The organism is Variovorax sp. YR266 (assembly GCF_900107295.1).
GTDB lineage: Bacteria > Pseudomonadota > Gammaproteobacteria > Burkholderiales > Burkholderiaceae_C > Variovorax.
Window position 1 is genome coordinate 74343 of sequence record NZ_FNPM01000011.1, and the last position, 20943, is coordinate 95285.

The 20943-nt window shown below is 68.8% G+C and carries 20 protein-coding genes; 11 read left to right on the forward strand and 9 right to left on the reverse strand.

The genetic code is table 11. From position 1 onward, the window contains the following. The first annotated feature begins 6 nt into the window (after window positions 1–6). The 8 genes from BLW48_RS25755 to BLW48_RS25790 are packed head-to-tail and all read left to right on the forward strand — an operon-like array spanning window position 7 to window position 7466. Window positions 7–807, forward strand: coding sequence for a MoaF C-terminal domain-containing protein (locus BLW48_RS25755; RefSeq protein WP_093178261.1), 801 nt, complete (start codon window positions 7–9; stop codon window positions 805–807). 39 nt (window positions 808–846) lie between these two features. Further along, window positions 847–1236, forward strand: a complete 390-nt coding sequence (locus BLW48_RS25760; protein ID WP_093178263.1) for a nuclear transport factor 2 family protein — start codon at window positions 847–849, stop codon at window positions 1234–1236. Between the two features lie 49 nt (window positions 1237–1285). After that, window positions 1286–2788: an aldehyde dehydrogenase family protein gene (locus BLW48_RS25765; RefSeq protein WP_093178264.1), complete on the forward strand. Its 1503-nt coding sequence runs from the start codon at window positions 1286–1288 to the stop codon at window positions 2786–2788. Window positions 2789–2826: 38 nt separating this feature from the next. Further along, window positions 2827–4095 (forward strand): ABC transporter substrate-binding protein, encoded by a 1269-nt coding sequence (locus tag BLW48_RS25770; protein ID WP_093178266.1) that lies wholly within the window; start codon window positions 2827–2829, stop codon window positions 4093–4095. Window positions 4096–4107: 12 nt separating this feature from the next. After that, on the forward strand, window positions 4108–4977 hold the full coding sequence (locus BLW48_RS25775; protein ID WP_093178267.1) for a branched-chain amino acid ABC transporter permease: 870 nt from the start codon (window positions 4108–4110) through the stop codon (window positions 4975–4977). Further along, window positions 4974–6047 (forward strand): branched-chain amino acid ABC transporter permease, encoded by a 1074-nt coding sequence (locus tag BLW48_RS25780; RefSeq protein WP_093178269.1) that lies wholly within the window; start codon window positions 4974–4976, stop codon window positions 6045–6047. Before BLW48_RS25775 ends, BLW48_RS25780 begins: the two co-directional genes overlap by 4 nt. Next, entirely contained in the window at window positions 6044–6751 is a 708-nt protein-coding gene (locus BLW48_RS25785; RefSeq protein ID WP_093178270.1) for an ABC transporter ATP-binding protein, read from the forward strand. The genes BLW48_RS25780 and BLW48_RS25785 overlap by 4 nt, the downstream gene beginning before the upstream one ends. Window positions 6752–6758: 7 nt before the next feature. Continuing rightward, window positions 6759–7466: an ABC transporter ATP-binding protein gene (locus tag BLW48_RS25790; RefSeq protein ID WP_093178272.1), complete on the forward strand. Its 708-nt coding sequence runs from the start codon at window positions 6759–6761 to the stop codon at window positions 7464–7466. 42 nt (window positions 7467–7508) lie between these two features. Here the strand turns inward: BLW48_RS25790 and BLW48_RS25795 are convergent, their stop codons facing one another. Both BLW48_RS25795 and BLW48_RS25800 read right to left on the reverse strand, forming a co-directional pair. Further along, window positions 7509–8492, reverse strand: coding sequence for an AraC-like ligand-binding domain-containing protein (locus tag BLW48_RS25795; RefSeq protein ID WP_093178273.1), 984 nt, complete (start codon window positions 8490–8492; stop codon window positions 7509–7511). Window positions 8493–8623: 131 nt separating this feature from the next. Next, complete coding sequence (locus tag BLW48_RS25800; protein ID WP_093178275.1) at window positions 8624–9559, reverse strand: LysR family transcriptional regulator; 936 nt, start codon at window positions 9557–9559, stop codon at window positions 8624–8626. Window positions 9560–9639: 80 nt separating this feature from the next. On the opposite strand from BLW48_RS25800, the gene BLW48_RS25805 reads away from it, so the two are divergent. Next, window positions 9640–10359 (forward strand): SDR family oxidoreductase, encoded by a 720-nt coding sequence (locus BLW48_RS25805; RefSeq protein WP_093178276.1) that lies wholly within the window; start codon window positions 9640–9642, stop codon window positions 10357–10359. A 16-nt stretch (window positions 10360–10375) separates the two neighbouring features. Here BLW48_RS25805 and BLW48_RS25810 read toward each other — a convergent pair whose 3' ends face one another. The 4 genes from BLW48_RS25810 to BLW48_RS25825 all read right to left on the reverse strand — a co-directional run bounded on the left by BLW48_RS25810 (window position 10376) and on the right by BLW48_RS25825 (window position 15689). Further along, window positions 10376–11713 carry an MFS transporter gene (locus BLW48_RS25810; RefSeq protein ID WP_093178278.1) on the reverse strand — a complete coding sequence of 446 codons (1338 nt, stop codon included), beginning with the start codon at window positions 11711–11713 and terminating at the stop codon, window positions 10376–10378. 134 nt (window positions 11714–11847) lie between these two features. After that, window positions 11848–12540 carry a thioredoxin family protein gene (locus tag BLW48_RS25815; RefSeq protein WP_177142410.1) on the reverse strand — a complete coding sequence of 231 codons (693 nt, stop codon included), beginning with the start codon at window positions 12538–12540 and terminating at the stop codon, window positions 11848–11850. 94 nt (window positions 12541–12634) lie between these two features. After that, window positions 12635–14872 carry a protein-disulfide reductase DsbD family protein gene (locus tag BLW48_RS25820; protein ID WP_177142411.1) on the reverse strand — a complete coding sequence of 746 codons (2238 nt, stop codon included), beginning with the start codon at window positions 14870–14872 and terminating at the stop codon, window positions 12635–12637. A gap of 43 nt (window positions 14873–14915) precedes the next feature. Then, a complete protein-coding gene (locus BLW48_RS25825; protein WP_093057227.1) occupies window positions 14916–15689 on the reverse strand; it encodes an alanyl-tRNA editing protein in 774 nt (257 codons plus the stop codon). Between the two features lie 130 nt (window positions 15690–15819). Here BLW48_RS25825 and BLW48_RS25830 point away from each other — a divergent pair, with 130 nt between their 5' ends. Beyond that, a complete protein-coding gene (locus tag BLW48_RS25830) occupies window positions 15820–17193 on the forward strand; it encodes a PQQ-dependent sugar dehydrogenase (RefSeq protein ID WP_093178279.1) in 1374 nt (457 codons plus the stop codon). Between the two features lie 7 nt (window positions 17194–17200). Here the strand turns inward: BLW48_RS25830 and BLW48_RS25835 are convergent, their stop codons facing one another. Both BLW48_RS25835 and BLW48_RS25840 read right to left on the reverse strand, forming a co-directional pair. Beyond that, window positions 17201–17764, reverse strand: coding sequence for a GNAT family N-acetyltransferase (locus BLW48_RS25835; RefSeq protein WP_093178281.1), 564 nt, complete (start codon window positions 17762–17764; stop codon window positions 17201–17203). Window positions 17765–17782: 18 nt separating this feature from the next. Beyond that, on the reverse strand, window positions 17783–18808 hold the full coding sequence (locus BLW48_RS25840; RefSeq protein WP_093178283.1) for a zinc-binding alcohol dehydrogenase family protein: 1026 nt from the start codon (window positions 18806–18808) through the stop codon (window positions 17783–17785). Between the two features lie 85 nt (window positions 18809–18893). On the opposite strand from BLW48_RS25840, the gene BLW48_RS25845 reads away from it, so the two are divergent. Then, entirely contained in the window at window positions 18894–19802 is a 909-nt protein-coding gene (locus tag BLW48_RS25845; RefSeq protein WP_093178284.1) for a LysR family transcriptional regulator, read from the forward strand. Window positions 19803–20065: 263 nt separating this feature from the next. Here BLW48_RS25845 and BLW48_RS25855 read toward each other — a convergent pair whose 3' ends face one another. Beyond that, the gene (locus BLW48_RS25855) at window positions 20066–20863 is read right to left on the reverse strand and encodes an SDR family oxidoreductase (RefSeq protein ID WP_093178286.1); all 798 of its coding nucleotides are present in this window, start codon (window positions 20861–20863) and stop codon (window positions 20066–20068) included. Window positions 20864–20943: the final 80 nt, after the last annotated feature.

Below are 20943 nucleotides of genomic sequence, written 5' to 3' on the forward strand. Positions count from 1 at the left end.
GACGCCATGAGCACAGACACCACCAAGCCCGCCGACTGGAAGACCTACGACCAGTTCGCACTCGGCATTGCCACCAACCGCCTGCCGCCCACCGACGCGCTTGCGGGCCGGACGCTGGTGCTGGCCCTGCCCGACTTCCGCCTCACATTGAAGCCGCGCACGCAGCACACGATCGACTGGCAGGAAGAGGGGGCACGCGGCGGGCAGGCGCAGGGCGACTGGTACGAGGCCATCGAGGTCGCGCCAGACACCTTCTTCCTCGATATCACGCAGGCCGGCCGGCCCACCGAGGCACTGACCGTGGTGCTCAACACGCGCACGCGCCGCGTGCTCGCCATCCGCTGCCGCATCGTCGGTGCCGAGGAGGCCGCCGGCCAGCCGCGCGTGCCGCAGGACTTCTGGGTCGGCACGCTCGAAGGCGGTGATGCCACCGGCCTTGTCCCGCACGCCACGCGCGACCTCATCGGCCTGCGCACCTGGCAGACCTACAGCCCCAACCACACCTACGAGCACACCTACCTGAGCTCGGAGCGCTACGCCTGGCAGTGCCTGGTCGGCGTGCAGCGCGGCCACGGCGACGTCGACCTGGCGAGCTACTGGAAGTTCGACGACGAGCAGTACGTCTTCACCTTCCGCGAGTTCCTGATTCCGGTGGCGTCGGTGTTCTTCTTCGACTTTGCGCGCGGCCGCTCGACTGGCAAGTTCCTCGGCGTCACCGGTGCCGGCGAAGTCGCCAACAACCCCGCGGGCGCCTTCATGCGCAAGGCCTCGCAGACCTTCTATCCGCCCGAGTTCGGGCCGGTCTGATCTTTCCCTTCTTAGCTGTCACACCAGGAGCTTCACTTCATGCGCACGCCCCACCAGATCGTTGCCGATCACTACGCCGCCTCCGACCGGCAGGACCTCGACGCCATGTTCGCCGACGTGTCCGACGACGTGCAGTGGACCGAGATGGCCGGCTTTCCCTGCGCCGGCACGCACGTCGGCCCGGCGCAGGTGATCGAGAAGGTCTTCAAGGCGCTGGGCGCCGAGTGGGAGGGCTACCGCTTCGTGCTGGAGCGGCTGGTCGACGGCGGCGACACCGTGGTCGGCATTGGCGACTACCACGGCCGCAACCGCGCCACCGGCAAGACCATGCACGCGCGCGTCACCCATGTGTGGCAGGTGCAGGGCGGCAAGGTGCGGCGCTTCGAGCAGTTCACAGACACGCTGCTCGTGGCGCGCGCCATGCAGTGACAGCACTTTCTTCTTTCTCTTCTTCAACGCATCGCCCCGGAGCCCCTTCATGAATCTGCGAGACCTGTCGATCGAACACCTCGGCCAGGTGGGCCTGCTGGCACAGCGCCGGCGTGGCAACCACATCGACGGCCGCGAGGCGCCCCCCGCCAGCGGCAGCTACCTGCCGGTGGTCGACCCCGCTACCGAGATGACCGTGGCCGAGGCACCCGACAGCGACGCGACTGACGTGAACACCGCCGTCGCCAGCGCGCGCCGCACTTTCGAGAGCGCCGCATGGAGGTCGCTGCGCCCTGCCGACCGCGAGCGCATGCTCTACACGCTGTCGACGCTGATCGAAGCGCACGCCGACGAACTCAGTGCGCTCGAGACGCTGCAAAGCGGCAAGCTGCGCGGCATCGCCCGCATGGTCGACGTGGGCGCGGGCGCCGAGTTTGTGCGCTACATGGCGGGCTGGGCCACCAAGCTCGAAGGCCAGACGCTGGACAACTCCATCGGTATTCCGGGTCCGCAGTGGGTGACCTACACGCGGCGCGAACCGGTCGGCGTGGTGGGCGCGATCGTGCCGTGGAACTTCCCGCTGGCCATCGCGCTGTGGAAGGTCGCGCCCGCGCTCGCGGCAGGCTGCACCGTGGTGCTCAAGCCTTCGGAAGAAACACCGCTCACCGCGCTGCGGCTGGCCGAACTGGCCATCGAGGCGGGCTTTCCGCCGGGCGCGCTCAACGTGGTGTGCGGGCGTGGCGCTACGGCCGGCGCGGCGCTCGCGCAGCATCCGGACATCCGCAAGATCAGCTTCACCGGATCGACCGGCGTGGGCCGGCAGATCGGCCATGCCGCCGTCGACAACATGGCGCGCTTCACGCTGGAGCTGGGCGGCAAGTCGCCGCTGATCGTGCTTGACGACGCCGACCCGGCCGCGGCGGCGCAGGGTGCGGCCAACGGCATCTTCTTCCACCAGGGGCAGGTGTGCACCGCGGGCTCGCGCGTGTATGTGCAGCGCGGCATCTTCGACAAGGTGGTGTCGCAACTGGCGCAGGCCGCCGAGGGGCTGCACATCGGCTCGGGCTTCGACCCGCAGGCGCAGTTCGGCCCGCTCGTCTCCAGGCGCCACATGGACCGCGTGATGGCGCACATCGACGGTGCGGTGGCCGAGGGCGCGACGCTGGTCACCGGCGGTAGCCGAGCCTTCGATGGCGGCTGCTTCGTGAAGCCCACCGTGTTCGTCGACGCGAAGCCCTCGATGCGCATCGTGCGCGAGGAGGTGTTCGGCCCGGTCGCGACGGTCGTGCCCTTCGACGACGTGGAAGACGCGATCCGCATGGCCAACGACAGCGCCTACGGCCTGGCCGCCAGCGTGTGGTCGAACAGCCTCTCGGCCGTGCACCGCATCGTGCCGCGCCTGCAGGCGGGTGTGGTCTGGGTCAACGCGCACAACGTGCTCGACAACGCACTGCCGCTGGGCGGCGTGAAGCAGTCGGGCTACGGGCGCGACCTGGGGCGCGCGGCGGTCGAGAGCTTCACCGAGCTCAAGAGCGTGTGCATGGCGGTGTAGCCGCCGGGTTTCGATCACCAGAAAAGGAGACATCCATCATGAAGAAGATCCAGAAGAAGATTGCGCTGTCCTTCGCGGTCGGCGCCATGGGTATCGCGGGTGCGGGCGGTGCATGGGCACAGTCGGGCCCCGACTGCGGCCTCAACACCGGCAAGCCCGCAACGGGCGAGCCCATTCCCATCGGCGCGGTGGTCGGCAAGACCGGCCCCGACGACTTCAGCGCCTCGGGCCAGGCGGCGGCCGCGTACTTCAAGTGCGTGAACGCCAACGGCGGCATCAACGGCCGCCCGGTCGACTACATCGTGGTCGACGACCAGTGGAACCCGGAGACCGCCGCGCAGGTTGCCTCCAAGCTCGTGAAGGACCGCAAGGTGGTGGCGCTCGCGGGCAGCACCAGCTTCGTGGAGTGCGGCGCCAACGCCAAGATGTACGCCGACGAGGGCGTGATGGTGATTGCCGGCACCGGCGTGCCGCGCGAGTGCTTCAACGCGCGCAACTACGTGCCGGTGAACGCGGGGCCGCGCGTGTCGGCCACCATCGCCGCCATGTACGCCGCGCAGAAGTACAAGTCGAAGAAGATGGTCTGCATCATTCCGAACATCCCCAGCCTGGGCAACTGGGCCTGCGAAGGGCCGAAGGAGTGGGGCAGAAAGAACGGCGTGGAGGTCGAGACCATCGCCATCGACCCCGGCTCGGCCGACGCCACCTCCACCATGCTGCAGGCGGCCGCGAAGAAGCCCGACACCATCATCATGAACGTGCCCAAGGGCATCCTGGTGCCGATGCTGGCGGCCGCCGAGCAGCAGAACATCGGCAAGAAGATCCACTTCGTGTCGTCCGCGCCGGCCTACAACACCGACGTGCCCAAGGCCATCGGGCCCTACTGGAAGGGCAACTTCGACGTCAACCTCGAATTCAACCCGCTCGAATCGGCCGGCCCCGACAACAAGAACTGGCTTGCGGTGATGGACAAGTACGGCGCGAAGAGCGATCCGCGCGACACCTTCTCGCAAGGCGGCTACGTGGCAGCGCGCATCGTGACGCAGGCGCTGCTGAAGATGGACCCGAAGAAGATCGACCGTGCAGGCGTGACCGATGCGCTGCGCAAGGTGAGCGACTTCAGGAGCGACATCCTGTGCAAGCCCTTCTACGTGGGCAACGGCAACCGCCACAACGCCAACAACAGCGGCCCGGTCGCCAGCCCCGACGGCAACGGCTGGCGCTTCGCCCCCGGCGGCTGCCTGACGGCGGACGACCCGGAGCTGGTCGACATCCGCGCCGACGAGCAGAAGATGGGCCTGAAGTAAGCGCGCCCGGCCATGGACGAATACCTGCCTTTCGTCATCTCGGGCCTGGGCCTGGGCGCGGTGTATGCGCTCTCCGGCGTGGGGCTGGTGGTGCTCTACCGCTCGTCGGGCGTGCTGAACTTCGCCTTCGGTGCCATCGGCGCGATCGGCGCCTACGTGGCCTGGTCGATGCTCGAGGCGGACTGGCCGCAGGGGCTGGCGTGGTGCGCGGCCATCGTCACTTCGATGCTGCTGTCGCTGGCCTACGGACGGCTGCTGGCGCCGCGGCTGTCGCACCGCGATCCGACCATCCGCAGCATCGCGACGCTGGGCTTCGCGCTGGTGGTGGTGGGCTTCACCGAGTGGTACTGGGGCGAACAGCCGCGCCGGCTGGTGCTGCCTACCGACGCGGGCGCCATCGACTTCGTGCTGGGCGAGGTCGAGGTGCGGCTTACCCATACCCGCGCCCTGGGGCTCGCGCTGGCCGTGCTGATGATGGGCGGCGTGGGCCTGCTGCTGTCGAAGACGCGCGTGGGCCTGAAGATGCGCGCGCTGGCCAACGACCGCGACCTGAGCGCGCTGCTCGGCATCCGCGTGCTGGGCGTCGACACAGTGGCCTGGGTGCTCAGCGGAGCCTTCGCCGGCGTGTGCGGCCTGCTGCTCGCGAACATCGTGCGGCTGCAGGCCACGCTGCTGACCTTCCTGGTGATTCCGGCCTTTGCCGCCGCCATCATCGGCCGCCTGCACTCGCTGCCGGCCACGGTGGCGGGCGGCATCGCCATCGGCGTACTGGAGGCGCTGGCGATCACCGTGCCGGGCTTCGCGGCGTTCCGCACTGCCACGCCGTTTCTGATCGCGCTGGCGATGATCGTGTTCTATCGCACCGGGACGCGGCAGGCATGAGCGCCTCTTCGACCATCGTCGGGGCTGTGCCGGCGCACGACGTGCAGGGGCCGCCGGCTTCGCTCGCGCAAGCATCGCGCCGCGCGCGCATCTCGCTGGCGGTGATGGTGGGCTGCGTGCTGCTCATCGGCCTCGTTGTGCCGTGGCTGGCCAATGCCTACTGGATCAAGACGCTGACCTCCTCGCTCGCGCTGTCGATCGCGGCGGCCGGCGTGGCTCTGCTCTACGGCCAGCTGGGGCTGGTATCGCTGTGCCAGTACGCGCTGCTCGGCGTGGGCGGTTGGATCGCATTGCGCGCGGGGCACGGGCTGGGCTGGCCCTTCGAGCTGTCGGTGCTCGCGGGCGGGTTGCTGTCGTGCGTGGTGGGCATGCTCGCGGGGCTGCCGGCGCTGCGGCTCAAGGGGCTGTACCTGGCGCTCGTCACGATGATGATGGCGGGCGGCTTCCAGGTGCTCATCAACGTCACGGGTTTTCCCGACGGCGGCGCGGGATGGCTGGGCCGCGTGTTCGGCAGCGAGCGGCTGATGATGCCCAGACCGACGCTGGCGCTTTCCGACGCGGCGTACTTCCGCTACGTGGCCGTGTGGCTGGCGGCGGTGCTGGCGCTGATCGAGCTTCACCGACGCACGCGCGCCGGGCGCTCGTGGGCGCTGATCCGGCGCGGCGAGGCGGCGGCCGTGGCGGCCGGCGTCAACATCCTGCGCTACCAGACCTGGGCCTTCGGCCTCGCGGGCTTCTGCGCCGGCGTGGCGGGCGCATTGCTTGCGGGCGGCGTGGGGCAGCTCGACGGGCGCGCCTTCACCGCGGGCGACTCGGTGATGCTGTTCGCGCTCACGGTGGTGGGAGGGGCCTACAACTGGGCGGGCGCGCTGATTGCCGGCTTGCTGCTTCGCGCGGTGCCGGCGCTGCTGACGGACTTCGGGGTGAATGGCTATCTGGCGATGATCTTCTTCGGCGTCGCGTTGCTGCATGCCCTCATCACCGCGCCCAGCGGCATCGCCGGACAACTGGCTGGCGCCTTCGCAGCAGTGCGCCAGCGGCTGTCTGGCGGCAAGGATGCTCCGCCATGATCCGCATCAGCGATCTCACCGTCGCCTTCGGCGGCGTCAAGGCCATCGACGCGCTGAGCGCCGAACTCGATGCGCCGGTGTGCGGCCTCATCGGCCCCAACGGCGCGGGCAAGACCACGCTGGTCAACGTGCTCAGCGGCCTCGTGCTGCCGCGCAGCGGCACCGTCGCGGTGAACGGCGCCGATCTGCTGGGCCTGAATCCCATCGAGCGCGTGCGCTTCGGCCTGCGCCGGTCGTTCCAGACCGAGCAGGTGGTGGAGGACCTCAGCGTGTGGGACAACGTGCGCGCCCTGCTCGACCACGTGCCGCATGCGCGCAGCGATGCGGTGGCGCAGGTCGCGCGCGCGCTGGCGCACACCGGCCTGCTCGATGCGGCAACGGTGCCGGGCCATCTGCTCAACCTGTTCCAGCGCCGCATGCTGGAGATCGCCAAGTCGCTGGTCGGCGCGCCCAAGCTGCTCCTGCTCGACGAACCCGGCGCGGGCCTCACCGAACAGGAGGCCGGCGCGCTGCGCCGCGTGATCGGCTCGGTGCACGCTTTCTGCGGCGCGCAGGTGCTGCTGATCGACCATGACGTCGACCTGATCGCGGCCACCTGCACGCAGACCCTGGTGCTCGATTTCGGCCGCCGACTCGCGCTCGGCCCGACGCGCCAGGTGCTCGACGACCCGGCCGTGCGCAAGGCCTACCTCGGAACGGAGTGACAAGCACATGCTGAGCGTGAACGATCTGCGCCTGCAGCGCGGCGGCAAGGCCGTGCTGCACGGCATCGACCTGCAGGTGCCTCCCGGCGAAGTGACGGCGCTGCTGGGTGCGAACGGCGCGGGCAAGTCGAGCACGGTGATGGCCATCGGCGGCGTGCTGCCGATTGCGGGCGGACGCATCGAGGTCGAGGGCCATGCGCTGCACGGCCAGCGGCCCGAGCGCGTGCGTGCGCTCGGCGTGGCGGTGGTGCCTGAGGGCCACCGCGTGCTGGGCGATCTCTCGGTGCTCGACAACCTGCGCGCCGCCGCCACTGCGTTGCCCGCTGCGCGCGTGGCCGATGCTGTGGAGCAGGTGCTCGCGGTGTTTCCGGAATTGCGCGTGAAGCTCGCGCTGCCCGCGCGTTCGCTCTCGGGCGGCCAGAAGCAGATGGTCTGCATCGCGCAGGCGCTGATCGGCAAGCCGCGCTACCTGGCCATCGACGAGCTCTCGCTGGGGCTCGCGCCCACGGTGGTCAAGCGGCTGGTGGAGGTGGTGCAACAGGTCGCGCGCGAAGGTGTGGGCGTGCTGCTGATCGAACAGTTCACCACGGTGGCGCTCGCGGTGTCGAGCCGCGCCTATGTGCTGGAGCGTGGTCGCATGGCCTTCGCGGGCTCGTCGCAGGAGCTGCGTAGCCGGCCGGAGATACTGCACAGCAGCTATCTCGCGGCGGCTTGACGAAGGTTCGACGGGAGCGCGAAGGCGCGGCTTACCTGGGCGCTAGTGCGTCAGCATGGCCGAGGCGGCGACGCTCCCGGCCTCGCGCCGCTGGAACTCGCGCGGCGACACGCCGTATTGCGCCTTGAACACTCGGCAGAAATGCGCACTGCTATTGAAGCCCCAGGCAAAGGCAATCTCCGACACCGACGTGCGACCGCCCGCCGCGTTGCGCAGCGCCTCGCTGCAGCGCTCGAGCCGCATCTGCCAGATGAAGCGGTCGAGCGTCTGCTCCTCGTCCTCGAACACGCGGTGCAGGTAGCGTTTGGAGCAACGCAGCTGCTGCGCGATGAGGTCGAGCGACAGGGTCGGGTCCGCGAGGTGCGCGTGCACGAACTGTTTCACGCGCACCTTCAGCACGCCAGGCACCGGGTGCGCGCCGAACTGCTCGTCGGAGTGGGTGGCCAGCGTGGAGGCCAGCAGGCCCAGCACCGTGTCGCTGACCGAGCGGCCGACTGCGTTGGGCAGCGAGGGCAGCTGGTCGGCCAGCGAGGTGAGGAACGAGCCGAGCACCGCGTAGAGCCCCTGCATGGCCGGCGTGTGCGCCTCGCAGGTGTGCAGGTCGGGGATCTTCATGCCCTTGAACTGCTGGCGCGGGATGGTGATGGCCAGCAGGCGCGAGCGCTCGGGGTTGGTGATGGCGTAGGGCACGCGTGGGTCGTACAGGCTCCAGTCGCCGGGGTGCAGGTGGAACTCGCGGTCGCGCTGCGAGATGTGGCCGTGGCCTTCGAGCTGCAGCACCAGCTTGTAGTGCTCGTCGAGCGCGATCTCGCTGCGCATGTCGGGCCGCGCCACGCGGTGCGAGGGCGCCTCGATCATGAACATGCCCAGCGGGCCGAGTTCGTAGGCGTCCATGCGCGCGTCGAAGGTGCCTGTGTCCAGGCACTGCACGTTCAGCGCGCCGAAGTAGGTGGTGTTGATCCGGCCCCAGCAGGCCTGCCGGTCGGCGGGGTGTTCGAGCAGCGTGCTGAAATGGTGTGCGTTCATGCCGTGGGTTCCGTGGAGGGCGCCCGGAAGCGCTTCCGCAGGATAGGCACGCGGGGGCGCGACATCATCGGTGTTTCCACCCGGGACACCGTGGATGCTGCGCTCCCGGTCAACGTACGGTGCGCGCTGGATCAACGCACGGGCTTCTCGCCGAACACCTCGGCCATGAGGCCGATCAGCCACTGCAGGCCTGGATCGCCGTCGCGCGCTGCCGCCCACAGCAGCGACACCTCGTAGGCCGGTGTTTCGAAAGGCAACGGGCTCACGGCCAGCCCGAGCGCGTCGCGCCACGTGGCGGCGGCGAAGGTGGGCACGGTGGTGATGGCGGGCATCTGCCGCACGATGAAGGGGCTGGTCGCGAAGTTGCGGCTGGAGAACACGACCTGGCGCGCATGCCCCTGCTCGCGCAGCAGATCGTCGACGAGGCCGCTCAGGTCGGCGCTGAACGAGGTCAGCAGGTGCGGGTGGTCCAGGTATTCCGCCAGCGTGATCTTCCTGCCCCGCGTCTTCACGAGCGCGGCGTTGTAGACGCAGACGAAATGCCAGCCGAACAGCGCGCGCTGCCGGTGCCATGCGGCGCACTCGATGAACACGCCCACTGCCAGTTCGATCTCGGCCGCGTCGAGCATGCCGGGTGCGTTGGTGCGGTCGGCCGCGCGCGCGATGAGCCGCACGCCCGGCGCCTGTTCGGAAAGTCGCTGCATGAGCTGCGGCATCAGCGCCACCTCGAGCGCGTCGCTCAAACCGATGCGGAACACGCGCTTGGCCGTGGCGGGGTCGAACGCCGGCTGTGCATGCAGCGCCTGCTGCAGCGACAGCAGCAGCGGCTCGATGACGCGCGCGAGTTCGAGCGCGCGCGGCGTCGGCGTCATGCCGTGCGAGGTGCGCACGAACAACTCGTCGCCCAGCGCGGCGCGCAGGCGCTTGAGTGCGCCGCTCAGGGCCGGCTGGCCGATGAACAGGCGCTGCGCCGCACGCGTGACGCTGCGTTCGTGCAGCAGCGCGTGGAACACCAGCAGCAGGTTCAGGTCGAGCCGCCTGAAATCACTTTCGTTGATGTATTCCATGGTTTCAAACGATTTGAATGATAGGGCGCCGCTCCCTAACCTGAAGGCACTTTCTTCATCAGGCATTCAAAGGAGTCGACATGGCTTTGGAACAACAGACAGTGGTGGTGGTCGGTGGCTCGTCGGGCGTGGGGCTCGAAACCGTGCGGCGGCTCGCGGCAAGCGGTGCGCGGGTGATCGCGACTGGGCGCGACAGCGGCAAGCTGCAGGAAGCGATCGGCGGCTTGGGCAAGAACGTGAGCGGCGCGGCCTTCGACGCCTGCGATCGCGGTGCGCTCGATGCCTTCTTCGAGAAGACGGGGCCCGTCGACCACCTGGTGCTCACGCTCAGCGGCGGCGAGGGCGCGGGCGAGTTCGCGCAACTCGATCTTCAGTCGCTGCGCCGCGGCTTCGAGGCCAAGTTCTGGCCGCAGCTCGAAGCGGCGCAAGCCGGTGCGCGGGTGCTGCGCAAGGGCGGCAGCCTGACCTTCGTGACGGCGATCTCCGCGCGCAATTCGCTGCCCGGCACTGCCGGGCTGGCAGCGATCAACGGCGCGATCGAAGCGATGGTGGGTAGCCTGGCGCGCGAACTGAAGCCGAGCCGGGTGAATGCCGTGTCACCCGGCCTCATCGACACGCCGTGGTGGAACCGCGTGCCAACCGCGATGAAGGACGACCTGTTCCGCCAGCAGGTCGAGACGCTTCCCGTCGGCCGCGTGGGGCAGCCGCAGGACGTGGCGCATGCCATCCAGTTCCTGATCGAGAACGGCTACACCACGGGCACGGTGATCGAGTGCGACGGCGGCTTGCGGCTGGTGTGAAGAAGAAGACGGGGGATCAGACCGCCGGCACGCGCCGTGCGTCCGCCGGACTCACGTTGCGCCGGTACAGCACCAGCGTCGCGATCAGCCCGCAGATCGCGGCTGCCGTCATCCACAGGCCCGGCGCGCCCTTGTCGCCGGTCATCTCGATCAGCCCGGTTGCAATTGCCGGCGTGAAGCCGCCGAACAGCGCCGTCGCCAGGCTGTAGGCCAGCGAGAAGCCGGCGGTGCGCACATTCACCGGCATCACTTCGGTCAGGGCCACGACCATCGCGCCGTTGTAGCTCGCATAGAGGAACGACAGCCACAGCTCCACTTCGAGCATGCGCGCGAAGCTCGGCGCGCCCACCAGCCACTTGAGCGACGGATATGCCGTGAGGATGGTCAGCACCGTGAACAGAATCAGCAGCGGCTTGCGGCCCACGCGGTCCGACAGCGAGCCCATGATCGGCAGCCAGATGAAGTTGGAGATGGCCACGCACAGCGTGACGATCAGCGCGTCGGTGGTGCTCAGGTGCAGCACGGCCTTGCCGAAGGTGGGCGTGTAGACGGTGATCAGATAGAACGACACCGTGGTCATCGACACCAGCATCATCCCGGCGACCACGAGGCCCCAGTTGGCGACCATCGACTGGAAGATCTCGCGCGCGTCGGGGCGGTGCTTGCGCGCCATGAACTCCTCGGTTTCCTGCAGCGAGCGGCGGATGATGAACAGCACCGGCACGATCAGGCAGCCCACGAAGAAGGGAATGCGCCAGTAGAAGTCGCCGATCTCCTGCGACGTGAAGGTCACGTTGAGCCAGTAGCCGAGCGCCGCCGCGACGACGATGGCCACCTGCTGGCTGGCCGACTGCCAGCTCACGTAGAAGCCCTTGTGGCCCGGCGTCGCCATTTCCGACAGGTACACCGACACGCCGCCCAGCTCCACGCCGGCCGAGAAGCCCTGCAGCAGCCGGCCGATCAGCACCAGCAGCGGCGCCGCCAGGCCGATGGTGGCGTAGGCCGGCACGCAAGCGATCAGCAGCGTGCCCACGGCCATCAGCGCGAGCGTGACGATCAGGCCCTTGCGGCGGCCGACGCGGTCGACATACGCGCCGAGAAAGATCGCGCCCAGCGGCCGCATCAGGAAGCCCGCGCCGAAGGTCATGAAGGTCAGCATCAGCGAGGCGAATTCGTTGCCCGCGGGGAAGAACGCCTTCGAGATCTGCGTGGCATAGAAGCCGAACAGGAAGAAGTCGAACATCTCCATGAAGTTGCCGCCCGTCACGCGCAGGACGGTGGCGACCTTGGAGGACGAGGCGGTGGAGGCGTGGGCGGCCGTGCCCGATTGCGCAGCGTTGGGCGCAGGATTCATCTTTTTGTCCCCTTGGGCTGTATTGGCGATGTGCTCGCACAAGGGTAGGCCGGACTCCCCGACCGCTACCTGACTGCGCAGGTCAGGTAGCTGTCACGCGCGCATTGCGTTACGTTGCGTCGCGCGGACGGACTTCAGGTTTTGTACTTGATCGAACAGCCGTAGGGCCGCGTACTGGCGGCCGATATCGGCTTGCCGCCGAAGGCCTCGCCCAGCGCCTGGTTCACGTAGTTGGTCGCGGTCTTGATGTCGTCCGCCCGCGCCGAGGCGATGCTGTCGATGCCGCCCGCGTACACCAGCGTGCCCTTGGGGTCGATGATGAAGATGTGCGGCGTGGTGCGCGCGCCGTAGACCTGGCCGATCAGGCCGTCTTCGTCCATCAGCACGGCGGTGGGCGCGCCTTTTTGAGACTTCATCCACGCGTCGAGCGCGTCGGGCTTCAGGTAGTCGGTGGCGGCGCGCTCGGTGGAATTGATGGCCAGCCACACCACGCCCTTGTCGGTCGCGGCCTTTTGCGTGGCGGGCATGTTGCCGCTGCCGTAGTGCTTGCGCACGAAGGGGCAGCCGGGGTTGGTCCATTCGAGCACCACGAACTTGCCGGCGAAGTCCGAAAGCTTGTGCTTGGCGCCGCTGGTGTCTACGGCAACGAAATCGGGCGCCTGCTGGCCCACGGCGGGTGCGGCGGCGGCATTGCTGCCCATCAGGAAGGTGGCGCCGAGCGCCACGGCGGCGGCGACTACGGCACGGCGGGAGGCACGGCTCAGGGCGGCGCGGGCATGACGCGCGGCACGACGGGAACGCGAGTCTGTGGATGGCGAAAGAGACATGGCCAGCTTGAACTCCAAAACAAAATTCCAAACAACGAGTGCAGCTTAGAACGGTTTCTTCAAGTGCATGTGACAACCCATGTCACGGCGGTGGTCAAAGCGCGGCGAGCGCGGCGCGGACCTCGTCTTTACCGAGGATTTCGGTCAGCACGACCGGCGGCTTGCCCGGCGCCTGCAGCACGTACACCGGCACGCCGCTGCGGCCCAGCGCAGTGAGCGCCGCGGTGATGGCGGGGTCGCGCCGGGTCCAGTCGGCGCGCAGCATGGCGACCTTCTTGGCGTCGAAGTCGGCCAGCACTTGCGTGTCGGCCAGGGTGCTCTTCTTGTTGTACTGGCAGGTCACGCACCAGGCGGCGGTGAAGTCGATGAACACCGGCTGGCCGGCGCCCGACAGCTCGGCCACGCGCTCGGCGGACCATGGCTGCCAGCGCTGGCTGGCGGTGCCCTGGGCAGATGCCAGTCTGGTCGGCTCCACCACTTGCAACACATTGCGGCCGATGGTGGCGGTGAGCACGGCGGTGAAGCCGATCAGCATCGTCGCGATCACGACCCGCGTGCGTCCGCGCAGCGTGAACGCCCAGACGATGGCGGCCAGGCAGACCAGCAGCGCGAGCAGCGTGCCCGCGCCGTCGATGCCGCTTTGCTGGCCCAGCACCCACACCAGCCACGCCACGGTGGCGAACATCGGGAAAGCGAGCAGGCGGCGCAGCGTGTGCATCCACGGGCCGGGCTTGGGCAGCAGGTGCGCGACGGCGGGCACGAAGCCGGCCAGCAGATACGGCAGCGCCAGCCCGAAGCCCAGCGCAACGAACAGCAGCAGCGCCTGGGCGGCCGGCAGGCCGATGGCGAAACCCATCGACGCGCCCATGAACGGCGCGGAGCACGGTGAGGCGATGACCACGGCGAGCACGCCGGAGAGGAAGTCGTTGGCCAGCGGGTGCTTGGCCTGCGCGCTGCACACCGACGAGGGTGCGGCCCGGCCGAACTCGAACACGCCCACGAGGTTGAGTCCGATCAGCGTGAACAGCGCCGCCAGCGCCGCGACCACGCCCGGCGACTGCAGCTGGAAGCCCCAGCCCAGCCCGGCGCCGGCCGCGCGCAGCGCGAGCATGCCGCCGCCCAGCGCGAGGAAGGACAGCATCACGCCGCCCGTGTAGGCCAGCCCGGCCTTGCGGTGCGCGCTGGCGTTGCCCGCCTGCCGCGCGAAGCCCAGCACCTTGATCGCGAGGATCGGGAACACGCAGGGCATGAGGTTGAGCAGCAGGCCACCGAGCAGCGCGCCAAGCAGGGCGGCCATGAAGGTGGTCGAGGAGGGGGCGGGCAACTCGCCGGCCGGCGTTGCTGCTGCGCCGTTGTTGGCAGCGTTGGCGGTGAGCGCGGCCTGCAGCGCCGGCGACACCTCGGCGCGCGGCGCCGCGCCCGCAGGCCAGGCGCCCGTGACCGGCGCTTCGGCGCGCCAGGCCACCGGCTGTCCGGCTTGCCGGTCGGCCTCGGCCAGCGCCACCACCACCGGCATCGTCGTGGGGCTGGCGCTGCGCTGGTCGGCCAACGGCATCGTCGCGGTCCAGGTGCTGCCCTGCCAGGATTGGGTCCAGTCCTTGCCGGAGACGGCCGCGGTGCGGATCACCTCGGGAGTCTCGGGGAAGAAGCCCAGCGTCTTGCCCTGAACGGCGGCCGGCAGGCCTTCAAGCCGCACCTTCAGGTTGTGGCCGTCGACTTCGACGGTGCCGGGCTTGGCCAGCGGCTGGGGCTGGGCCGCCGCGGCGGTGTCGAAATCGGTCTTGTGCAGCGCGGTCGAGCCTTGCAGCGGCAGGGCCAGCGTGAACGTGCCCTCTTCGGGAATGCATTCCTTGCGGCAGACCAGCCAGGAAGCCTTGAGCTGGATGTCCATCGCCGGCGTGCCGCCCAGCGCCACCGGCGGCTTGTAGAGCGTCGACACCTCCAGCGGCACCGGCAGCAGCACGGTGTTCTCGTAGCCGTAGTTGGCGAGGCTGCCGACCGGAATCTTCTTCGGCACCGGCCAGGCGATTTCGCCGGTGGACACGCCGGCCGGCAGGGTCCACGTCATCTCGGTGGGCAGGCCCGAATCGCCGGCGTTCTTCCAGTAGGTGTGCCACTCGGGCTGGTGCGTGATCTGCAGGCCGACCCACACCGGGGCGCCGGGCGTCACGCCGTCGGGGGCGTGTGCGATCAGTTCGGCGCGTACGTGGGGAGTGGTTACAACCGCGCCCGGCTTGGATGGCAGGCTGGAGGTCGATTGCGCCGCAGCCGGCATGCTGGCTGCGGCTGTTGCTATCAGAAGCGTAGCGAAATGGATGCGCGAAAAGATCATGCCGTCAGTCGGAGCATTCAGTGGGGGCGAAGTTCCGGGTGTTTCAGGCGGCCAAATCGGCTGATGAGGCCCAGCCCAGCACCACGCGCCGGCTGTTGGCGCTCTTCTTCTCGATCTTGGTGACCACTACCGCCCCGATTTCCGAAGTGTTTGCAACATGCGTGCCGCCGCAGGGCTGGAAGTCGATCTGCGCGTCGCCTTCGCCCGTTCCGCCGATGCGGATGGTGCGCACCGTGCCCGTACCGCGAGGCGGCTGCACGCTCATGCTCTTGACCAGCGCGGGGTTGGCGTCGAGTTCTTCGTCGGTGATGGCGCCCACGGTCAGCGGGTGGGCGGCTTCGACCAGCCTGGCGAGGCCGGCGGTTAGCGCTTCCTTGTCCAGCGGGTCGGTCATGTGGAAGTCGAGCCGTGCGTACTCGGGGGTGATGGAGCAGCCGTTCACCGGCTGCGGCACCAGATGGCACAGGAGATGGGTGGCGGTGTGGAAGCGCATGAGCCGGTGGCGGCGCTCCCAGTCGAGGCGGGCGGTGACGGTGTCGCCGGGCTTCAGCGCGGCCAGCAGCTCGGCTTGCTCGGGGGCCGGCACGTGGACGAATTCATTGGTCGGCAGGCCCTCCGCATCCTTGGCCTTGCGGGTGTCGGCAATGACCAGTTCACGCCCGTCGGCCAGGGCCAGCACGCCGCTGTCTCCAGCCTGCCCGCCGCCCAGCGGGTAGAACACGGTGCGGTCCAGCACGATGCCGGTGTCGTCGATGCGCAGCACGCGGGCCTCGCAGGTGCGCAGGTAGGCGTCGGCACGGAACAGGTCGTCGGTCATCCGGCGATGGTAGCGGCGATGCGCAAATGAGGTGCGCCCACGCCAGAAAGCGCCCACGACCGACAACCCCGGGGCCGCCCGGCTGTGGATGATCCGGTGCATGCGGCCCCCGGCCGCGCAAGGACCATGCATGAATGAACCGCAGCAAGCACCCACCCGCATCGTGTTTCCCTGGCAGACGACCGCCCTGGCCCTGGCCGCCGCACTGCTGGTCGCCGGCTGCGGCGAGGCCGCCAAGCTGGCGCCCGAGCTGACCACCGGCCCCCGCCCACAGCTGGCCGAGCCGAACAAGACCCTGATTCCCACCGTCAACGTGGCCACCGCCGTCGGCTGGACCGACACCGCCTCGCCCACCCCGGCCGAAGGCCTGCAGGTGACGGCGCTGGCGCGCGGGCTCGACCACCCGCGCTGGGTCTACACCCTGCCCAACGGCGACATCCTCGTGGCCGAGAGCAACAAGCCGCCCAAGCCTGGCGGCGGCGCCACCGATGGCGGCGATGGCCTCGTGGCCAAGATCCGCAACTGGGTCATGGGCAAGGTCATGGGCCGCGCTGGCGCCGGCGTGCCCAGCGCCAACCGCATCACCCTGCTGCGCGACGCCAACGGCGACGGCCTGGCCGAGGTCAGGCAGGTGTTCATGACCAACCTGATGTCGCCCTACGGCATGGCGCTGGTCGGCAACGAACTCTTCATCGCCAATGCCGATGCGCTGGTGAAGGTGCCCTACACCGAAGGCCAGACCTCCATCAGCGCCAACCCCACGCTGGTGACGCCGCTGCCCGCCGGCATCAACCACCACTGGACCAAGAACGTGATCGCCAATGCCGACGGCAGCAAGCTCTACGTGACGGTCGGCTCCAACAGCAACATCGGCGAGAACGGACTCGCGGCCGAAGAGGGCCGCGCCGCCATCTGGGAAGTCGACACGAAGACCGGCGAGAAGCGCCTGTTCGCCAGCGGCCTGCGCAACCCCAACGGCATGGGCTGGGACCCGGACACCAAGGCGCTGTGGACCGTGGTGAACGAGCGAGACGAGATCGGCAGCGACCTCGTGCCCGACTACCTCACCTCGGTGAAAGACGGCGCCTTCTACGGCTGGCCCTGGAGCTACTACGGCGGCATCGTCGATGCGCGCGTGACGCCGCAGAACCCCGAGATGGCGGCCAAGGCCATCGCACCCGACTACGCGCTGGGCTCGCACGTCGCTCCGCTGGGCCTGGCGTTCTCGCGCGCGGGCGGCATGCCCGAGCAGTTCGCCAGCGGCGTCTTCATCGGCGAGCACGGCTCGTGGAACCGCAAGCCCAAGTCGGGCTACAAGGTGGTGTTCGTGCCCTTCATCGGCGGCAAGCCCAGCGGGCCGCCAGTCGACGTGCTGACCGGCTTCCTGACGGCCGACGAGAAGGCGCAGGGCCGGCCGGTGGGCGTGGCGCTGGACAAGGGCGGCGCGCTGATCGTGGCGGACGACGTGGGCAACGCCGTATGGCGTGTGTCGAAGGCGAGGTAACGCTTCTTCAGCGCTGGATTCGGTAGAGGCGGTGCCGGCGCAGCGGATGCCCCTCGGGCACCAGCGGGTGATCGAATGCACCGGCCACGTCTTCCTTCATTCCGATGCGTTCCATCACCGCTGCCGATCGGGTGTTGTTCCAGGCGGTGAATGCCACGATCTCAGCGAGCCCGAGCTTTTCGAAGCCGACCTGCAGCGCACCGCGCGCCGCCTCGCTCGCAAACCCCTGGCCCCACCACTTGCGAGCGAAGCGCCAGCCGATCTCGACGCATGGCGAAAACGGCAGGTCGGCCAGCGGCGAGTTCAGCCCGGTAAAGCCCATGAACTCGCCGGACGCCTTGTGCTCCACGGCCCAGAAGCCCCAGCCGTTCCCGGCAATGCGCGTCCTGATGCGCTCGACCAGCGCATCGCTGTCGGCCCGCGTGGCCAGCGGCAGCAGAAATTCCATCACCTGCGGGTCGCAGGCAAGCGCAAAAAATGGCGCGAGATCGCTCTCGCGCCATTGGCGCATCCGCAGGCGTTCGGTTTCGAATTCGATGATGAGGCGAGGACGGGCAGCGTTATCGGTCATGCGACCGATTGTGCTGACTCAGAACCCCGCCAGCACGACCTTGCCCTGCGCCTTGCCGCTTTCGACCAGCGCATGTGCACGCTGAAGGTTCGCGGCGTTGATGGTGCCGAAGCTCGCGTTCGCCGTCGTGCGGATGCGGCCCGCGTCGACCAGCGCCGCCACTTCCGCCAGCAGCGCGCCCTGCTCGGCGATGTCCGGCGTCTCGAAGCGAGAGCGCGCGAACATCATTTCCCAGTGCAGCGAGATGCACTTGGTCTTCAGCGGCATCGCGTCGAGCACCTTCATGTCGTCGATCACCGCCAGCTGGCCCTGGGGCTTGAGGCTTTCGATGATCTGCGCGTAGTGCTGCTCGGTCTGCGTGAGGCTGGCGACCATGTCGACTTCGCCGATGCCGGCCGCCTTGAGCTCGGCTGCGAGCGGCTTCGAATGGTCGATGACCACGTGTGCGCCCAACTCCAGGCACCACGCGCGCGTTTCGGCACGCGAGGCGGTGGCGACGATGCGCAGCTTGGTGAGCTGGCGCGCCAGCTGGATGAGGATGGAGCCCACTCCGCCCGCGCCACCGGTAATCAGCAGCGTCTGGCCTTCGCCGCCGCCGCCAGCACTACCGTTCTTGGGCACCTGCAGGCGGTCGAACAGCAGCTCGTACGCGGTGATGGTGGTCAGCGGCAGCGCGGCGGCCTGTGCGTCGTCCAGGCTCTTCGGCGCGATGGCGGCGATGCGCTCGTCCACCGCGTGCAGCTCGGCATTCGCGCCCGGCCGGATGATCGAGCCCGCGTAGTACACGCGATCGCCCACCTTGAAGTTCTTCACGCCGCTGCCGATGGCCTCGACCGTGCCGACGGCGTCCCAGCCCAGCACCTTGGCCTGGCCGGCCTCGGGCGCGGCGTTCTTGCGGACCTTGGTGTCCACCGGGTTGACCGACACCGCCTTCACGCGCACCAGCAGGTCGCGGGGGCCCGCCACGGGGGCGGGCAGCTCGATGTCCTGCAGCGATTCGGGGTTGTCGATGGGGAGGGGCTGGTAATAGCCGACGGCTTTCATGACGGGAACCTTTCAGTAACGATGCCTCGAATGTAGGATCGCAAGACCGGTTTGATAAGGTGGCTCAAACCAGCAACACTTTCAAATGAAGATTGAAAATCTCTCCGACCTGCAGGTGCTGGTGCACACGGCGCGCGGCGGCACGCTCACGGCGGCGGCGCATGCGCTGGGCATCACGCCCGCGGCCGCCAGCGCCACGCTCAAGAGGCTGGAGGCCCAGCTCGGCGCGCGCCTGTTCGAGCGCTCCACCCGCGCCATGCGCCTCACGCCGCAGGGCCAGACGCTGCTCGACTACGCGGTGCGTGCGTTCGAGCTGCTGGACGAGGGCGAATCGCTGGTCACGGCCGACCGCGGCGAGCTGGTCGGCACGCTGCGCGTGGCCTCGCCGTCCGATCTCACGCGCAGCACGCTGCTGCCGTGGTTCGACGAATTCCTGGCGCTGCACCCCGGCGTGCAGCTGTCGCTTTCGGTGGGCGACCGCCCGCTGGACGTGATGCGAGACGAGGTCGACGTGGCGCTGCGCTACGGCGCGCTGGCCGATTCGCGGCTGGTGGCGCGGCCCTTCGCCCTGACCAACCCGGTGCTCACCGCCTCGCCCGATTACCTGCGCCGCCATCCTGCGCCGAAGGTGCCGCAAGACCTGGTGCACCACAACTGCCTGACCTTCAACCGCTCGGGGCGGCGGCATCGCGTGTGGCGGTTTGCGCAGAACGGGCAGTGGACCGAGGTGCGAGTGAACGGCAATCGCAGCGTGGATGACGCCTCGCTGGCGCGCGAATGGACGGTGGCGGGGTATGGCGTGTCGCTCAAGTCGGCGCTTGATGTGCGTAACGACATTCGCGAAGGCCGTCTGGTACGGCTGCTGCCTGATTGGGAGACCGAGCCTTATCCGCTGCACGCATTGCTGCCGAGTGGGCGCTTTGTGCCGGCGCGGGTAAGGGCGTTTGTTGATTTTCTTGGGTTGAAGTTTGAGGGGTTGTTGGCGCTGGGGTGAGGTTTTTTCCCGAGGCCGGGACTCGCCCCGGCGGGCGACCTACTTTTCTTTGCTTCGCCAAAGAAAAGTAGGCAAAAGAAAGGCGACCCCACTGTCTGCGACCCTTCGCTTCGCTACGGGCAACCTGCGGTGCTCGCGTTTCGCGGGGTCTCGCCCAAACTCGCTTCGCTCAGACAAGGGCGAGCCCTGATCCGCGAAACGCTGCGCTCCTCGGCGCAGCCAGAGGGGAGGGGGAGACGGGCGGGCCTTTGCTTCGCTCGGCCTCAGATCATGGGGGTGACGGCGCCGTCCATCGCCACGATGGCGCCGGTCACGTAGCTTGCCTTCGGCGATGCCAGGAATACGACCGTGTTGGCGATCTCTTCGGGCGTTGCGATGCGGCCCAGCGGCAAGCGGGCCTTGGCGCGCTGCAGTGCTTCGTCGGTGCCGATGCCTTGCAGTTTCGCGTCGGCCTTCATGCCTTCCTGCAGCCGCTCGGTCAGTGTGAGTCCGGGGTTCACCGCGTTCACGCGCACGCCCTTGGCGGCGTAGGCAGCGGCCATGCCGGCGCTCACCAGCATCAGTGCCGCATTGGCCGCGCCGCCGGCCATGTGCACGGGGCTCGCGACTTTGCCGCCCTGGCCGATCACGTTGACGATGGCGCCGCGGCCGCGTTGGCCCATGCGCTTCACGACCGGGTCGATCATGTGGATGTAGGTGAAGTACTTCGCGTCCATCGCGTCGTGCCACGAGGCGGCCGTCAGATCGTCGGGCGGGGTGCGGCGCGCGGCGCCGGCCGAGTTGACTAGCACGTCGACCGCACCGAAGGCTTTCTCTGCCGCATCGAGCGCGGCCACTGCGCTGGCCGGGTCCTTGAGGTCGGCCGCATGCACGGAGACCCGGCCTTCGGCCTGCGCGAAGGTCTCGATCAGCGTCTTGCGGCCCTGCTCCAGATTGGCGATGTCGCGTGACACGAGGCTCACGCGCGCGCCTTCGCGCAAAAAGCCCAGTGCGCAGGCCAGGCCGATGCCCTTGCTGCCGCCGGTGATGAGTGCGTGCTGGTCCTGGAGCTGGAGGTCCATGAAAGAGTCCTTGCCGTGATGAGTGGTGTGAGGCGGCGATTGGAGCACCGCCGCGAAACCCCTGCACGGACGCGGCTGTG